The sequence below is a fragment of the Micromonospora sp. D93 genome (assembly GCF_018070365.1).
Lineage (GTDB): Bacteria > Actinomycetota > Actinomycetes > Mycobacteriales > Micromonosporaceae > Micromonospora > Micromonospora ureilytica.
Window position 1 is genome coordinate 20,368 of the sequence record NZ_JAGPXW010000021.1, and the last position, 14,962, is coordinate 35,329.

Annotated in this window: 16 protein-coding genes; all 16 read right to left on the reverse strand. The window is 73.0% G+C overall.

All coding sequences use genetic code 11. The features are described 5' to 3' along the window. Positions 1–10 precede the first annotated feature (10 nt). The 16 genes from KBX71_RS22045 to KBX71_RS22120 all read right to left on the reverse strand — a co-directional run bounded on the left by KBX71_RS22045 (position 11) and on the right by KBX71_RS22120 (position 14,936). The gene (locus tag KBX71_RS22045; RefSeq protein WP_210819844.1) at positions 11–472 is read right to left on the reverse strand and encodes a hypothetical protein; all 462 of its coding nucleotides are present in this window, start codon (positions 470–472) and stop codon (positions 11–13) included. Further along, a complete protein-coding gene (locus KBX71_RS22050) occupies positions 469–1,398 on the reverse strand; it encodes a hypothetical protein (RefSeq protein ID WP_210819845.1) in 930 nt (309 codons plus the stop codon). The genes KBX71_RS22045 and KBX71_RS22050 overlap by 4 nt, the downstream gene beginning before the upstream one ends. After that, the gene (locus KBX71_RS22055; protein WP_124815534.1) at positions 1,395–1,910 is read right to left on the reverse strand and encodes a phage tail protein; all 516 of its coding nucleotides are present in this window, start codon (positions 1,908–1,910) and stop codon (positions 1,395–1,397) included. Before KBX71_RS22055 ends, KBX71_RS22050 begins: the two co-directional genes overlap by 4 nt. Next, on the reverse strand, positions 1,891–4,602 hold the full coding sequence (locus tag KBX71_RS22060) for a putative baseplate assembly protein (protein ID WP_210819846.1): 2,712 nt from the start codon (positions 4,600–4,602) through the stop codon (positions 1,891–1,893). The genes KBX71_RS22055 and KBX71_RS22060 overlap by 20 nt, the downstream gene beginning before the upstream one ends. Continuing rightward, on the reverse strand, positions 4,599–5,033 hold the full coding sequence (locus KBX71_RS22065; RefSeq protein ID WP_124823053.1) for a GPW/gp25 family protein: 435 nt from the start codon (positions 5,031–5,033) through the stop codon (positions 4,599–4,601). The genes KBX71_RS22060 and KBX71_RS22065 overlap by 4 nt, the downstream gene beginning before the upstream one ends. Further along, positions 5,030–5,368 (reverse strand): hypothetical protein, encoded by a 339-nt coding sequence (locus tag KBX71_RS22070; RefSeq protein WP_210819847.1) that lies wholly within the window; start codon positions 5,366–5,368, stop codon positions 5,030–5,032. Before KBX71_RS22070 ends, KBX71_RS22065 begins: the two co-directional genes overlap by 4 nt. Next, a complete protein-coding gene (locus tag KBX71_RS22075; protein ID WP_210819848.1) occupies positions 5,368–6,960 on the reverse strand; it encodes a phage baseplate assembly protein V in 1,593 nt (530 codons plus the stop codon). Before KBX71_RS22075 ends, KBX71_RS22070 begins: the two co-directional genes overlap by 1 nt. Then, positions 6,957–7,850: a hypothetical protein gene (locus KBX71_RS22080; protein WP_210819849.1), complete on the reverse strand. Its 894-nt coding sequence runs from the start codon at positions 7,848–7,850 to the stop codon at positions 6,957–6,959. Before KBX71_RS22080 ends, KBX71_RS22075 begins: the two co-directional genes overlap by 4 nt. Continuing rightward, on the reverse strand, positions 7,850–8,191 hold the full coding sequence (locus KBX71_RS22085) for a hypothetical protein (protein WP_210819850.1): 342 nt from the start codon (positions 8,189–8,191) through the stop codon (positions 7,850–7,852). Before KBX71_RS22085 ends, KBX71_RS22080 begins: the two co-directional genes overlap by 1 nt. 1,063 nt (positions 8,192–9,254) lie before the next feature. Further along, positions 9,255–9,737 (reverse strand): phage tail protein, encoded by a 483-nt coding sequence (locus KBX71_RS22090; protein WP_124815287.1) that lies wholly within the window; start codon positions 9,735–9,737, stop codon positions 9,255–9,257. A 1-nt stretch (position 9,738) separates the two neighbouring features. After that, positions 9,739–11,001, reverse strand: a complete 1,263-nt coding sequence (locus tag KBX71_RS22095; RefSeq protein WP_112590216.1) for a phage tail sheath subtilisin-like domain-containing protein — start codon at positions 10,999–11,001, stop codon at positions 9,739–9,741. Positions 11,002–11,024: 23 nt separating this feature from the next. Beyond that, the gene (locus KBX71_RS22100) at positions 11,025–11,723 is read right to left on the reverse strand and encodes a carboxypeptidase-like regulatory domain-containing protein (protein WP_210819851.1); all 699 of its coding nucleotides are present in this window, start codon (positions 11,721–11,723) and stop codon (positions 11,025–11,027) included. After that, complete coding sequence (locus KBX71_RS22105; RefSeq protein ID WP_210819852.1) at positions 11,720–12,328, reverse strand: glycine zipper family protein; 609 nt, start codon at positions 12,326–12,328, stop codon at positions 11,720–11,722. Before KBX71_RS22105 ends, KBX71_RS22100 begins: the two co-directional genes overlap by 4 nt. Positions 12,329–12,339: 11 nt before the next feature. Further along, positions 12,340–12,675, reverse strand: a complete 336-nt coding sequence (locus KBX71_RS22110; protein WP_124815279.1) for a hypothetical protein — start codon at positions 12,673–12,675, stop codon at positions 12,340–12,342. 145 nt (positions 12,676–12,820) lie between these two features. After that, positions 12,821–13,603: a DUF3153 domain-containing protein gene (locus KBX71_RS22115; protein WP_210819853.1), complete on the reverse strand. Its 783-nt coding sequence runs from the start codon at positions 13,601–13,603 to the stop codon at positions 12,821–12,823. 169 nt (positions 13,604–13,772) lie between these two features. Beyond that, a complete protein-coding gene (locus KBX71_RS22120; protein WP_210819854.1) occupies positions 13,773–14,936 on the reverse strand; it encodes an FAD-dependent oxidoreductase in 1,164 nt (387 codons plus the stop codon). Positions 14,937–14,962 lie beyond the last annotated feature (26 nt).

Here is a 14,962-nt window from a genome sequence, read left to right on the forward strand (position 1 = left end):
CCAGATCGGGTCAGGACGTGGCCACGACGACCGTGCAGGCGCCCAGGCCGGGGCAGACCAGGCCCACCTCGGTGGCCTGATCGACGGCGATCTTCGCCACCGCGCCGGTGCCGTCCGCCGCCGGCTCGACCTCGTCGCGGATGGTGAGGTCGGCGTCGCCGGGCGCCGGGGCGACGACAGTGAACCGCGCCGCGCTGCGCAGCACCAGGGTGCGCAGCCCGCCGGGGTCCGCGACCCGCACCGCGCAGCTGCCGGTGAACTCCAGCCGGCCCGCCTCGTCGGCGCAGTCGGCGCTGACCGTGGTCGGATCAACAGCGGAACGCTCGCCGCCCAGCGCGCCCAACCGGTCGACCAGCCCGTGCCGGCCCCCCGGATCACCCCGGTCGTCGCGGCCCGCGCCGACCGCTACCACGAACAGCGCCACCAGCAGGACGGCGAAGAGCCCCAGCAGAGCCTTCTGCCGACCACTCATCGCGCCACGGCCTGCGCCACGATCTCGGTGAACCGGATCTCGTCGACGCCCGCGAAGTAGCGGTTCGTGCCCTGCGTCTTGCCGACCACCAGCAGCGTGACCTGGTGCGGGCCCCCGGCGAGCTGGACCGTGCCGACGTCCAGGAACTCCGTCTTCCGCACGGTCGGCGTGAAGCCGAGGAACGTGCCGCCGACCTGGTTGCCGTCGACGGCGAAGACGGTGTTGGCGTAGTCGAAGGAGGTGGTGCGTACCGCGGCGAAACGCCAGATGCCGTCGGCCGGGATCTGCACCGTCACGCTGACCTTGTCGCCGATGGCCAACCCTTGGAAGAACAACTGCTTGTCGCCGGACCAGGTCACCCCACAGCAGTTGGGTTGTGCCTCCACCTTCGCCCCGCTCTTCTTCGGAGACTCCACCACCGCGCCCGGCACCAGGCTCTCCGCCTCGACGGTGACCACCCTCGGCTCGCCGGGGGCCGGCTCGCCGTCGCGGGTCAGCAACACCACGCCCACGGCGACCACCACCAGCACCAACGCCGCCGCGGCGGCGATCCACAACCACGGGGTACGCCGTGGCGGCGCGACCGCCCGTACCTCGTACGTGACCCGGCCGCTGGAGCGGGAACTCTCCTCCGGAGCGGTGTTCGCCGAGTACGCGAACCCGGTCATGTCGTAGCGCCGGGGCGGGGTGCCGGCCGGCACGGCGAGCTTGACCAGGAACGACACCGAACCCTGGCCGGGTACCACCCGTTGGGGCTCGGCGACGGTGAACCACGCCCGCTGGGAGCCGTCACCGGGCGCCACGTCGAACACCACGGTGTCCGGCGCGTTGCCCGGGTTGGAGACGGTGAAGGTCAGCTCGCCGCTGTTGCGCGGGTCGACTGTGAACTGCTCGGCGGCGGCGACGACCGCCCACTCGGTGGTCATGACGACTCCTCTTCCAGGACGATCTCGACGGTGGCCGAGGCGGGTTTCTCCGCCTCGACGATGCGGGTGATCACGGCGAGCTGGCCGGCGGCGGCGACCGGCACCCGCACCACGACGTGGAAGGGCCGCTCGGGGGGTTCGTCGATGGCGAAGCCCGACGTCCCGGTGGCCAGCTCCAGGGCCCGACGAATCCCGTACGGGGTGCCGCGCCAACGGGCCAGCAGGGCAGCGTTGGCCACCAGGTCGCGCAGCCGACCCACCGGCAGCGGCAGCGGGGTGTCCGGCCGGGGGGAGGCGACCACGTGGTCCATCGCCACCCAGCGGGTCAACCGCACGACCAGCCCGTCCGGCGCCCGGTACGGGTCGAACAGCGCGTCCACCTCGGCGAGGACCGCCTCGTCCGGGGCGTGCAGCCCCTCCATCACGTCCAGCAGCGCCCAGAGCACGCTGCCCGGCACGCAGGCCCGCTGGTAGGCGGCGGGCAGCAGCCGTTCAATCGCCGAGCGTCGCATCCTGGCGCACCACCTCGATGTCGTGCTCGCCGGAGCAGAGCAGCCAGGTATCCGGGACGGTCACCACGTCGGCGGTGGCCTGGTTGGCGCTGGGCGTCCACGTGACGGCGTCGGCGCTGCGGTGCACGCCGCGCTCACCGCTGGCCAGGATCAGCCGCTCCGCCGCGACGGTGCCGCCGGTTGTCGCGCCGCCGGTTGCCGCGCCGCCGGCTGTCGGGCCGCTCACCGCTATGGCGTCGACCGGCACGAACCGGGTCCGGTCCCGCAACGGCAACCCGCAGTTGACCGACACCGCCTGCCACTGCGGCTGGGCGGCCAGGGCGTCCAGCCGCAGCACCCCGCCGCTCTGCGTGGCCGCCACCGCCTGCTGGCCGGCGAACGCGAGGTCCCGGCAGGTGCCGCCCAGCCACCCGGCCTGCATCGACTGCCACTTCACGTCGGACTCGAACAGCCGGGTGCGGTGGCAGCCCTGGCCGGGCTTCTTCGGGTCCGGCTCGCCCGCGCCACTCCACAGCAGGGTGGCCGGACCGTCGTACTGCACGGCGAGGACCCGGTTGTCCACGTTGGCCAGTCCGACGTGGGTGAAGCTGCCGGGCCGGCCGCCACCTGTCGACAGGTACACCCCGAAGCTGGCCTGCGCGGCCACCGCGACGCCCGGTGCGCCCCGCTCGGAGACGAACGTGCGGACCGCGTAGAAGCCCCGGTCGGCGTCGGACGGATCGACCAGGATCTGCAACGGCACCGCCCCGGGCAGCAGCGACACCTCGTACAGGCCGGTGTCGGTGGCCACCAGCAGCGCGCCCGCGCCGTCGCGGTCCAACCAGGCCACGTCGGAGATCCGCGAGTCCAGGTCGGTGAGCAACGACCACGTCTCACCCAGGTCGGTGCTCAGGTGGACCCGGGAGCCACCCGATTCGCGAAGCGTCACCACGGCCACCGAGCCGGGACGCGCGACGATGCCCGGCCGTACCGGCGCGGGGGCGGGCGCCACCCGCAGCACCGTCTCGTCGTCGAAGCGACCGGCCGGTTCCCACCCCGCGCCGCCGTTGCTGGAGCGGAACAGCACCGGGCCGCGCCCGGCGTACCAGGTACGCGGCTGGTACTGGTCCACGGCGAGGGCGCGGACGCCGGCGTCGGGTGCCTCGTCGACCACGAAACGCACCGACTCGACGTAGCGCACCCCCGGCTCGGCGTGCTCCAGCAGCCGGTACACGTTAGACGCCCGCAGTGGCTCGCCGAACGGCCAGCCGGTCGGATTGAGCGCGGTGGGCAGCGGGCTCAACGTCTGGTGCAGCCGGTCGTGGATGCGGCGACGGACCGCGTCCACGTCCTCCTCGCGGCGGACCACCACGCGCGCGCGTACCGACACCGCCTTGAAGCGCGCCCAGGTGGCCCGGGAGCGGATGCCGAGCATCCGGCGTTCCTCCAGGTCCGCCTCGACCCGGTGGCGCGCCTCGGGCACCTCGTGCTCGCGCAGCACCGCCACCGGCAGCCGACCCCCCGGACGGGCCGCCTCCGGCACGTACGGCACCAGCACCACCTCGACCTCGCCGGGCCGGGCGAAGCTGTACACCGCCGCGCGGGTGAACGCCCGCGCCCGCGCCACCGCGCCGGAGCTGGTGGCGAGGACCTCGAAGTCGCGGGCGGTGACCGCTCGTTGCTGGGCGAAGAACTCGTACGGGCCGCGCAGCAGCACCGACTCCAGCGCCTCCATCTCGCGGCCGCCGGCCGCCGGGGCGGGGTTGTCGACGCGTACCCCGGGCAGTGGGTCGCGAAGGCTGGTCAGCGTGCCCGCCGCCACGTTGCCGGTGGGCCCGCCACCGGCGCGGTACCAGAGCCGGATCTGCCGCCCGGCCGGCGGCACCGCCGCGATGGTCGCGAGCGGCGCTACCGCGGTGGTCACCGGCGGCACGGTGCCCGCCGGTGTGGCCGGGTCGGCCGCGACCTCAGCGGACGGGGTCGCCCCGGCGGGGGGTCGCAGGTCGAGGGCGGGGGCGAAGGTGACAGTGCCGGAGCAGCGGTCGACCAGGTACGCCTTGGCCTGCGGGCCGAGCCCGGCGAAGCTGTCCACCGGCTGCCAGATCTCGAACGTGCGACCGTCGTGCTCGCGGGCCGCCGCGCCCAGCTCGACAGTGCCGGCCGGCACCTCCACCCCGAGCAGCAGGTCCAGCGCCTCGGCGGTGTGTGTCAGCGGCGCGTGCGCCGCGCGCAGCACCTGCCCCGGCTGGCCGGTGCCCACGCCGAGCAGCTCCGCCTCCACCGGTTCGCAGTGGTGCATCCGTACCGTCACCGACGTCTCGTCGGCGGGCAGCAGCGTCGGCTCGGTGGTGACGAACACGACCGGCCGGGGGTCCGCGCCCCGGGCCGCCGCGACCCGCAGCCCGGCCGGGATCCGGACCGCGGCGCGGTCGGTGCCGGTACGGGTGAACCGGACGTCCGCCCAGGCCGCGGTCGGGGCGTGCCGGGTGACCCCGAGCAGGTTCAGGAACGAGACGTACGCCTTCTCCGGCAACTGGTTCAACCGGTAGATCATCACCTCGGTGAGGTGCGCGAACGTCTCCACCAAAGCCATGCCGGGGTCGTGCGCCGACAGGTCGGTCCACGCCGGACAGGACTGCCGGATCCGTTCCCGGGCCTCGGTGACCAGGTCGAGGAAGCCGCGATCGTCCAGGTGCGGCACGGGCAGCGTCATGAGGGGCCTCCCTGGGCGGGCTCGTCGGCCGGGAGCAGGTCCACGGAGAAGACCAGTTGCCCGGGTGTCAGGCTGGCCCGCACCCGGTAGTCCAACCGGATCACCAACCGCCACGCGTCGTCCGGGTCCGGCCCGGCGTCCACGTCGATCACCTCGACCCGGGGCTCCCACCGGGCGATGGCCTGCCGGACGTAGTGGATGGCCAGACCGGCAGTGGTGTCGTCGTTGGGCGCGAAGACCAACCGGTGCAGCCGGGAGCCGTACCCGGGTCGCATCAACCGCTCGCCCGGCGTGGTCGACAGGAGCAGGAACAGCGCCTGCCGTACGCTCTCGTCGCCCTCGGTCATCGCCAGGCCGCCGGCCGCGGTGAGCGCCAACCCGCCGGTACGGCCGGCGTCGAAGCCGGCGCCGACGAAGCGGAAGGCCCTCATCGGTCCGCCCCCAGGAACCCCTGAGCGGGGTCGCGAACCGTGTGCTTGACCAGCCCCGGCGGTGTGCCGTTGGTGAACCCCTCCAGGTGCGACAGCACCACCCGGTGCCCGTCGACGCGTACCCAGTCGCTGTAACCGACCCGGACGGTCAGCGTCTTTCTACACGGCTTGATGGTCGGGCCGTAGTTCGGGCAAGCGATGATCGTGCGTCCCTCCGGGTCGTCGTCGACGAGCACGGGCACGCCGGTGACGGTCACCCACTGCCGCGAGGGTCGGTTCTCGACCCGGCCGTCGTGATCGCAGGTGATCACGGAGTCACTGTGGATCCAGCGCATCAGCCGCCTCCTTGGTGGTGGGCGCGGGCGAGCGAACGGGCCTGCTCCGCCGCGGTGGTCGGGTCCTCGGTCGAGTCGGCGTGCAGGAAGTCCACGCTGCGGGCGCGTACCACCATGGCCCGGCCGGGTGCGGAGATCACCAGGTCGGACGCCGCGTGCAGGGTGGCCAGGTCGGGGGTCAACTCCAGGAAGCTGCCGCCGTCGGTGGCCAGCCGCAGGCTGCGCCGCACGTCGTCGACGACTATCGACTGCCCGCCGGCGGTGCGCATCGTCCAGCGGCGGGCCTTTCCGTCGTCGATGCCCGCGTCGTACGGCTCGACGGCGCCGAACAGCGAACCGAGCACGATGCCCGAGGCCGGCTCGCCGCCGGGCAGCACCACCAGCACTGTGTCGTCCGGATCGGGGAGCGCCACCAGACCCTTGCCCGGCCCGGCACCGGGACAGAGCACGGCGAGCCAGCCGGCGTCCAGGTCCCCGTACGCCGGCAGGGTCAACCGGACCCGGCCCAGCCCGTCCGGGTCGGCGACGTCGGTGACGGTGCCGAGGGTGACCACCGCGCCGCCGGTCGGGGTCGCCGGGGTGACCGGCGGCACCGTGGAGAAGCGGGTCAGGTGCCCGTTGCCGTCAACTGTGTGCACCACCTCGGTCAGCACGTACGTCCCGGCGACCGGGTCGGGCACACCGCCGACGTCGACGCGGCGGCCCGGCCGCAGCGCCGGATCGCCCTCGGCCACCCCCTCGGCCGTGACCAACGTCGCCGCGCGGGTGTCCAGACGGGCCTGGGCCAGCGCCGCCAACTCGTCGTCGCTGCGGCCGGGCTGGTCCACGGCGGTGCGAACGCCGTCGGCGCCCACGTCGGCCGGGTCCGGGCGGTCGTCGGCGGGCCGGCCGCAACGCGCCTCGTCGACCTGCTGGCTGATCACCTCGGCCCGCTGCGGGTGCCAGCCCAGCGCCGCGCTGGCACCACTGGCCTGGTCGGTGTTGGTGGACAGCCGCAGGGTGTGCACCCCCGCGCCGAGCGTCAACGCGATCGGCTCCCCGTAACCGGCGAGCGTGACAAGCCGGACGCCGTCACCGTCGGCGGCCAGGTGCAGCCCGGCCCGGCCGGCCACCTCACGCAGCAACTCCAGGTCACTGTGCCGGTGCTGGAGCAGCCGCTCCAACCGGGGGCCGTCGACCTCGGCCGTCACCGCCAACCCCACCGCTCCGCACAGCTCCCGGGCCAGCTCGACGGCTGTCACCGAGGTGAAGACCCGCAACCCCTGGCGCTTACGCAACCGGTGCAGCGGGTCGTACGCCCGCAACCGCAGGACCGCGGCCCCGTCGGCGGCGTACTCCACCTCCACACAGGTGACCTCACCGGTGAACAGGGCGTCCGCGTGGTCGGTGAGCCGGACGTCGAGCGCCGTGCCGGGGCGTACCGCAGGGTCGAACGCGCCGGTCCCGGCGGTGGTGGCGAGCACCAGCTCGGCCTGGGTGGGCTGGTCGAGGCGAGCCGCCACCCGCAGCGAGCGGACCCGTTGACGGGCCGCGCCGACCAACTCGGCGCCGTCGAGCAGGACGAGCAACGCCCGGGGCGCGATGCTGGTCACGGCGTGCCCCCGGGGTTGCCGGACCCGCCCGGACCCGCGCCGGTCGTGCCGGTGGCCGCGTTCCACGGCGCTCCGGCGATCGAGCCTCCCACGTACGACGCTCCCGCGCCCACCGCGCCACCCACCGCCCGAGCCAGCCCGGTCACCGCACCGCCGACGGTCGACCCGACTCCGGTGCCGACGGTCGGTGGGACGGCCAGGGTGGTGCCGGCCGGCACGGCGAGGGGATCGGTGATCCGGTTGTGTTCGGCCAGCAGCCGCCAGCGCAGCGGCGAGCCCAGCGCGTCGTTGGCCAGCAGGTCGAAACGCACACCGGAGCGACCCGGCTCGGCAGCGCCGTCACCGGCGGCGATCACCGCGCTGCCCGGCGCGGCCGTCGGGGTGCTCGCGGCGGCCAACTCCTCGGCGAAGCCGGCCTCGGCCTGATCGGCCGTCTCGGCGGCGCGGACCAGTTTCAGCCGCAGCCAGGACCGTCGCGGCGACCCGGTGCCGGTGAACGCGTCGAAGCGCTCCGCCACCGCGATGATCACACCGGGCACGTTCCAGGTCTTGCCCCAGACCAACCGGACCAACGGTGGTCGCAGCCAACCATGCTCGGCGGTGGAGTTCTCCGCCAGCATCCACAGCGGACGGGTGAGCACCCGGACGTCGGCCGGACGGAGCTGCGCCTCCACGAAGTCGACGTCGAAGAGCAGGTCCAACACCAATTCGGTACGGCCACCACCGGTGAAGACCAGCGGGTCGTCGGCCAGACCGGACCCGGTGAGCTGCCCGCCGCCGGCACCCCGTTGACGTACGCCGGCGAGCCGCGTCACCTGCACGGTCTCCGGGTTGAGCAGGCAGTCCACCCGCTCGCCGGAGGAGTCGATGAGGAAGGCGACACGTTCCATCAGTCGCCCGCCTGTTCCCGATCGAGCCGGTTCAGCTCGGCGGTGTCCAGCGCCGCGGCGGCGACCGACCACAGGGCCGTGTCGTCGGGCAGCGCCGGCCACGGGTCCAGCGCCGTCGTGTCGGCCCGGAACACCATGCTCTCCGGCCCTCGCCCGACGCCCGGATCGCGCTGCTCCGAGCCGATCCCGGCGACACCTCCGGCCCTCGCGGCCTGACCGTTCCGGTTTCCGGTGCCCTGTCCACCTCGCTCGCCAACCCGCTGCCCCGACCGTGACCGATCGTCCGGAAGGGCCGGCCACAGGCCCCCGCCGGTCACCGCCACGCCGCCGGCCGCCGTCATTCCGCCCTCGGTCGACCCCCAGCCCGTGTCGGCCTCGCCGACAGCTGACCGCCCGTGCCGAGCCGCTCCCCGGTTCGGACTCGCCCCGGCGACGCCGGCGGAGTCAGTCGTGGACCTTGGAAGGTGAGCGCCCCTGGAGGGGCCGAAATCTTCCAAGATTTCGGCAGGGGCGGTATGGGCGGTGGGGGTCGGAGGGCTCGCCGGGGAGGTTGGCTCCCCGATTCGGGGTAGCCCTCTCGTGTCAGCGGCCGTGACGTCGTCCCGCGCCGCTCCTGTCGTCGCGACCCGTCGGGCTGGCGCGCGCAGACGCCAACCGTCCAGCAGCCGGCCCGACGGATGTCGGTCCGCGTCCGCTGCGAGGGGCGCCTCGGCGGTCATCGCGACGTCGGAGGCGTCGCTGCTGCCCGGTGGGCTGGTACCGCTGTTCCCTGGGCTGTCGGACCGGTCGACTGCGCTCGGTGCGTGCTCCGACCTCCCGGTTCGATCCGTCGAGTGCAACCCGTCGGGCCGTCGGCCCTCGCTCACCACCTCTGACCCGTTGACGCCGTACGCCTCGCCCACCGTTACATCGTTACCCGCCGTGCCAGGCGCGGCGGACGCCGGGCGGCCACGCCCGTTGGAGTGCGCGGCCAGGTCAGCGCCGCTCGTGCTGGTAGCGCGGCCGGGCCCACTTCCCGTGCCGGGGGCACGACGACCCAGGGTGCCGGAGGCACGACGACGCACCGTGTCGGCGGGGTGCCCGGCGCCCTCCCCGACGGGCCGAGTTGGTCTCGTCACCGCGGTCCACCGGTCCGGCCGGTCCTGATCGATCCGATCGCCAAGGCTGGACCCACCGGCGCGCCCCTCCGCAGGCTCGGCGGCGGGTGGATCGAGATCCAGGTCGTGCAGCAGGCCGGGCGCGTGGGCGGCGACCAGGTCCAGCCAGTGCTGCGGAGGCTCCCCGAAACGACGCGGCGTCGGCACGGGGGTCTCCGACGGCGGCGGAGGGTGTCCGGCGGGCTCGACCCGACCGGCGAGGCGCTGCACCGCCCCGGCCGCCGAACGCAGCCGGCCGGCCAGCCAGCTACGCGGGCGTCGGCGCGGTGGCACCGCCGGTCTCCAGCTCCAGGCCCTCGTAGCGCAGGGTCAGCGAGGCGATGGCGATCTCGTGGCTGAGCGTGTTGAGGTGCATCCCGCGCCACCGGGTGGGCCAGCAGTCGATCAGGTTCCAGCGCAGCACCTCGGCGGTCCCGACCGAGTCCAGCAGCACCACGGAGACGTTGCGGCGGTTGAGGGTGCCCTGGGCGGTGGCGTTCACCCAGTCCCACAGCTCGCGGGAGGCGGTGATGCCGAAGTGCAGCGTCACCGGCTCGTACTCGGCCTGACCGGGCACCATCCGCATCCGACCCAGGCCGTGCTCCCGGTACGGCTGCCCGGGGATGTTCACCTCCAACCCGGTCATCTCGGTGAAGTGGCCGTTGGTGACGCCGTTGATGAGCAGCCGGAAGTTGTACGCCCGGTACGGGTCGACCGGGGCCCCGGGTTGCGGGGTGGCGGTGGTGGGCATGTCAGCCTCCGATCGTCTCGGTCTCGGTGCCGCCGGCCCACTGGCTCAGCTTGAACACCACGAATTCGGCGGGCTTGACCACCGCGATGCCGATGTGGGCGATCACCATGCCCGCGTCGCGCACGTCCGGCGGGTTGGTCTCCTCGTCGCACTTGACGAAGAACGCCTCCTCGGGGCTGCGCCCCAACAGCGCGCCGTCGCGCCACACCCGGGTGAGGAACGCCCCGATGTCGCGCCGGATCGAACGCCAGAGGGTGAAGTCGTTGGGCTCGAACACCATCCACCGGGTGCCGTTCGCGATGGCCTGCTCGATGGCGATGCTGAGACGTCGGACGTTGAGGTAGCGCCACTCGCTGGCCTCGGCGGCGAGCGTACGGGCGCCCCAGACGCGGATGCCCTCGCCGGCGAAGTAGCGGATCACGTTGACGCCCTTGGGATTGAGCACGTCGTGTTCCGGTCGGGTGACCAGGTAGCCCAGGTCGACGGCGCCGCGCACCGGTTCGTTGGCCGGGGCCTTGTGCACCCCGCGCAGGGCGTCGGTGCGGGCCCAGATGCCGGCCAGGTGCCCGCTCGGCGGGGTGAGTTCCAACTCGCCGCTGATCGGGTCGCGTACCCGCAGCCACGGGTAGTAGAACGCGCCGAACTCGGACTGTCGCGGCCGGTAGGCAGCCCCCTCGTGGCCGCCGGAGCCGCCCGGCTGGGCCGGGCCGCCGCCGGGACCACCGGCCGCGCCGCCGCCCGTACCCTCGGCGGGCTTGGGGGGTTTGCCGGAGGACGGCGTGGCGACCCGGGTCAACGCGGAGATGTCGTCGATGTCCGGTGCCGGGTCGCAGATCGCCACCATGGTGCGGGTGCGCTCGGCCATGCTGAGCAGCGCCTCGTGCGACACCACGTCGTGGAAGCCGGGCGCGGCGATGATGGAGATCTCGTCGACGGCCTCCAGCAGTTGCAGACCGCCGCGCCGCTGCCCGGTGCCGGTGATCGCGCCACCCTCGCCGACGTTGACCACCCAGCAGCGGGCGCCCCCGTTGTCCAGGAATCCGAAGACCGCGCGGGCCAGCGGGGTGCTCTCCACCCGCTCCCCACCGGCGAAGAGCCGCAGGAACTCCGTCCAGTTGTTGACCGGCACCGCCTTGCCCAGGTGGGCGGAGCGGTCCGGGGCGACGCCGACGAAGGCGGCGATGCTGGTGCTCGCCGGCCCGATCGGTCGGGCGCCGCTGGGGACCTCCTCGACATAGATGCCGGGGGAGAAGTAACTGGGCATCGGTCCTCCTGTGCCTGTGGGTGTCAGTGGGTCGGTGGCGCGCAGACGATGACGATGTCGTCCTCGGCCGGGTCGACGTCGGCGGTGAGGACGAGCCCGCGGCCGGTCAGCCGCAGCCGGACCGGGCTCGGGTGCTCGGGGTCGTGCGGGACGCCGACGATCAGGAATCGGCCCTCGGGGTCGGTGCGGGTGGCGGACCCGGTGGCGGGAAGCTCGACCCGCATCGCGGCCAGTGGCTGGTCCTGGGGGCCGACCACCCGCCCACTGAGGCTGCGCACGTCGAGTTGCCGCAGCCGCAGTGGTTGCAGCACCGGCGGCGCGGCCGGAGTCGGGTGGTCCACCTGCGCCGCCACGTCGATCAGCAGCGCCGGTCGGGGCGCCGTGCCGAAAGCCGTCCACAGTGGCGGATCGCCGGCTTCCAGCAGGACCGGGTAACTGCCGTCGCTGGTCGCGGCGGTCAACACCCGGTCCAGCCGGGGCAACCCGGCCGGCCCGGTCACACAGAGCAGGTGGCGGACCGTGAACCGGTACGGTTCACGGACCGCGCCGCTGGAGCGGGTCTGCCGGGCCGAGCGCAGCTCCATCGGCCAGAGGGTGAGCCCGTCGGCGTCGTCGCACGCACGGGGCGGGCCGACCGGGACGGGTTCCCCCGCCGCGCCGGTCACCCAGGCGACCAACTCGGCGGTGGCGGTCTCGATCGGTCCGCGCCCGTGGGTGCTCATCGCGGTGGCGTCCCCTGGATCCGGTACGCGATGGCCTCGTTCCACACGTGCGGGTAGACGCCGATCTCGAAGTACCGGGTGAAACGGTTGATCGGCGCGTTGGTGTGGTCGTGGTAGAGCAGCCACACCGGCGCGATGGTGAACAGGACGTAGTTGGCCAGAACCAACGGGATGTAGAGCGGCCCGAGCAGGCGACCCTGGAAGATGTGCACGTCCTCGTGCCGCTGGATGCCCGAGCTGGAACCGGCGCAGACGGTGCCGATGGTGGTGGCGTACCGGGTCGAAACCCCCTCCACCACGCTGACCCGACCGCTGCCCAGTGAGGTGGGCCGGTCCAGCGAGTGCCCGAAGATCAGGTGCACGGTGAGGTAGATGGCGCCGACGACAGTGTTGAGCAGACTCCAGGTGTGGTCGACGACGAAGAGGAAGATGCCGCGGGCGTCCGAGGCGTACACCCCGGCGGAGGCCACCGACCAGCCGAAGACCGCGCCGATCACCAGGCCCACGACGGCGCCGATCAGCAGCCCGATCGGGCCACCGGTGAGGAAACCGAGCAGGGCGCCGAAGCCGACCTGGATGGCTGCGCTGAGAATTCCGAAGACCATGACGACACCCCTCAGACCCAGGAACGGAAGACTCGGGGCTCACGACCGCTCGCGACCTGGGTCGGCGTCGCCTGTCGGTTGCCGGGCGGGAACTGGTTGACGCCGAGCGCGGCGGAGAAGATGACAAGCGCGTTGAAGAACGCGATGAACCACTTCTCGCCGCCGGCGTCGTCGGCGAACGCCGCTGTCACGTAGGACAGCAGCAGCGCGATGGCGATGGCGATCCACTTGCGGAGCTTGTCGCCGCTCGGGCCGATCAGCCCGCCGATGACGTTGGTGGCCAGCAGGGTGGCGGCGCTCGCGCCGGCGATGGTCCCCAGGGCTGCCCAGGTGAAGAGATCGTTCATGACGATCCCCCTTTTCTGCGATGGTGCGACCGGGATGTGGTGGTGGTGAGGTCCGGTGCCCCCTCGGGGAGCACCGGGGCCGGTCGCCGTCGTGTCCGGGGCGGCCGGGGCCGGGCGTGGCCGGCTGAGCCGGCCACCAGATGGATCAGCCGGGCCCCGGGGCACCGGCGGGCGGGCCCGGCGGCGGGGTCGGACCGGGCGCAGCCGGCGCCGCGGGGTGACGGCGACGCACCAGGAGTACGCCCACCGCGGCGAGCAGCAGCAGAAGGAGGACACCGCCGACGGCCAGCAACCAGGGGAACCCGCCGTCGTCCTCCTCGCCGGCGGCAACCGGCGAGGTGGACGGTCGGGGCGGCGCCTCGGCCACGGCCCGCAGCTCGGTCGGCTTCTCCTGGTTGGGATCGACCTTCCAACTGACCGAACGGCCGTTGACGGTGCCATTGCTGTCGATCACCCGGCCGGGAAATGTCACCGAGATCTCGAACGACATGAGCTTGAGGAACGCCTGTTGATTTTGCGGATTCTGCTCCGCAACCTTTCCGCCATATTTCTTGGGATCGAGCGGCAGCGTGAAGCGGTACAGGTCGCCGTCCCGAACCAGTTTCACGCTCTCGGTGTCGAAACCGGCCAGCGGCGCCTTGCGGTAACTGATCTGCGAGCCGTAGAAAGTGTCGTCCTGGTAAAGGGTTTCCTCGCCGGCCGGCAGGGCGGGGATGTTCTGCCGCAACTCCGCGAAGGCGACCGGGAGGTTCTTGTTACGCGCGCTGAGCACCGACTTCTGGGCCGTCAGCAGGAGCTGCCCGTCGACCGTGTCGTCGGCGTTGATGGTCAACCCCATGTTGAGTTGCATGCAGCCGCTCAACGCGGCGAGGAGAAGGAGACACACCGCGACGCGGAGTGCCCTACCGCGGTTGACTCTCCTGTTCATGGGCTCAGTGTGTGTGATCGCTTTCATTATCAGCAGTCAGCGATCAGTCACAATGAAGTCGCCGATTGTACCGACGCACTGTCGCCTTTGATTAGCTCCGACGACGACCCGAATGACTATTCTGGAGCTTTGGGGCGGCCGCTGTTGCCACTGCTGGCCAGCGACGCTCTCAGCCCGCCGGCGGTCGCCAGTCCGCGTAGCGGGCCATGCTGCGCAGGGCGACCCGGCCCGGGATGAGCCGCAACGCGATGTTCCGCATCGCGAAGGCAATCGGGTTGTGCAGTTGCTGTCCGAGCCGACCGGCGACGTAGGAGGCACGGGCAACGGACTGACTGCGTGGTCGACGCTGCTCGTCGTACGCGGCCAGGGCGGCGGGCACTCTCTCGGCGCCGCCGGCGCAGACCGCGCCGAGCACCACCGCGTCCTCGATCGCCTGCCCGGCACCCTGCCCGAGGTTGGGCGTCATCGGGTGGGCGGCGTCGCCGAGCAGCGCCACCCGCCCCCGCACGTACGAGGGCAGCGGCGCAGCCAGGTAGTGGATGTCGTTACGCAGGACGGCTTCGGGTGGGGTCGCCGCGAGAAGCGCCGGGATGGGGTCGTGCCAGTGGCCGAAGTGCTCCCGCACGGCCGCCAGTTCGTCGGGGGCGTGGCCGCCGGGCGGGGCATTTACCGCGCCGTACCAGTAGAGCTGACCGTCACCGATCGGCACCATGCCGAACTCGGCTCCCGGGCCCCAGGTGATGGCGGCCGGGATCGGGTCCGGAAACGCGATGGCCGCCCGCCACGTCGTCGATCCGGCGTACACCGGGCCGGGGTGTTGCGGCCAGAGCTGGGCGCGGACCTGGCTGCGTAGGCCGTCGGCGCCGACCACCAGATCGGCGGTGAGGGTGTGCGGGCCGTCGGGCCCCTGGTAGCGCACCTCAGCGTGGTCCGGGCCGGACTCGACGTGCTCCACCGTGGCGTTGGTGTGCAGGGACGACGCGGGCAGGGCCTCGCGCAGGGTGCGGTGCAGCGTGGCCCGGTGTACGCCGAGCGCCGTGGTGCCCAGCTGCCGGATCATCTCGGAGGCGTCCACCCGGGACAGCCACCGCCCGTGCCGGTTGCGCATTCCACCGGGTGCCTCGCCGTGTCCACCCCTCCGCAGGGCCGGGCCGAGGCCGAGGGCGTCCAACGCGCGCACCGCGTTGGCCATCAGGCTCAGACCGGCGCCGACCTCGCGCAGCTCGGGGGCGCGCTCCAGCACGGTGACCCGCCATCCGTGCCGGTGCAGGGCGAGCGCCGCGCTCAACCCGCCGATGCCGCCGCCCACCACCACCGCGTGTGAGTCGTCCACGTCGATCCTCCTTCTACATCTGTAGA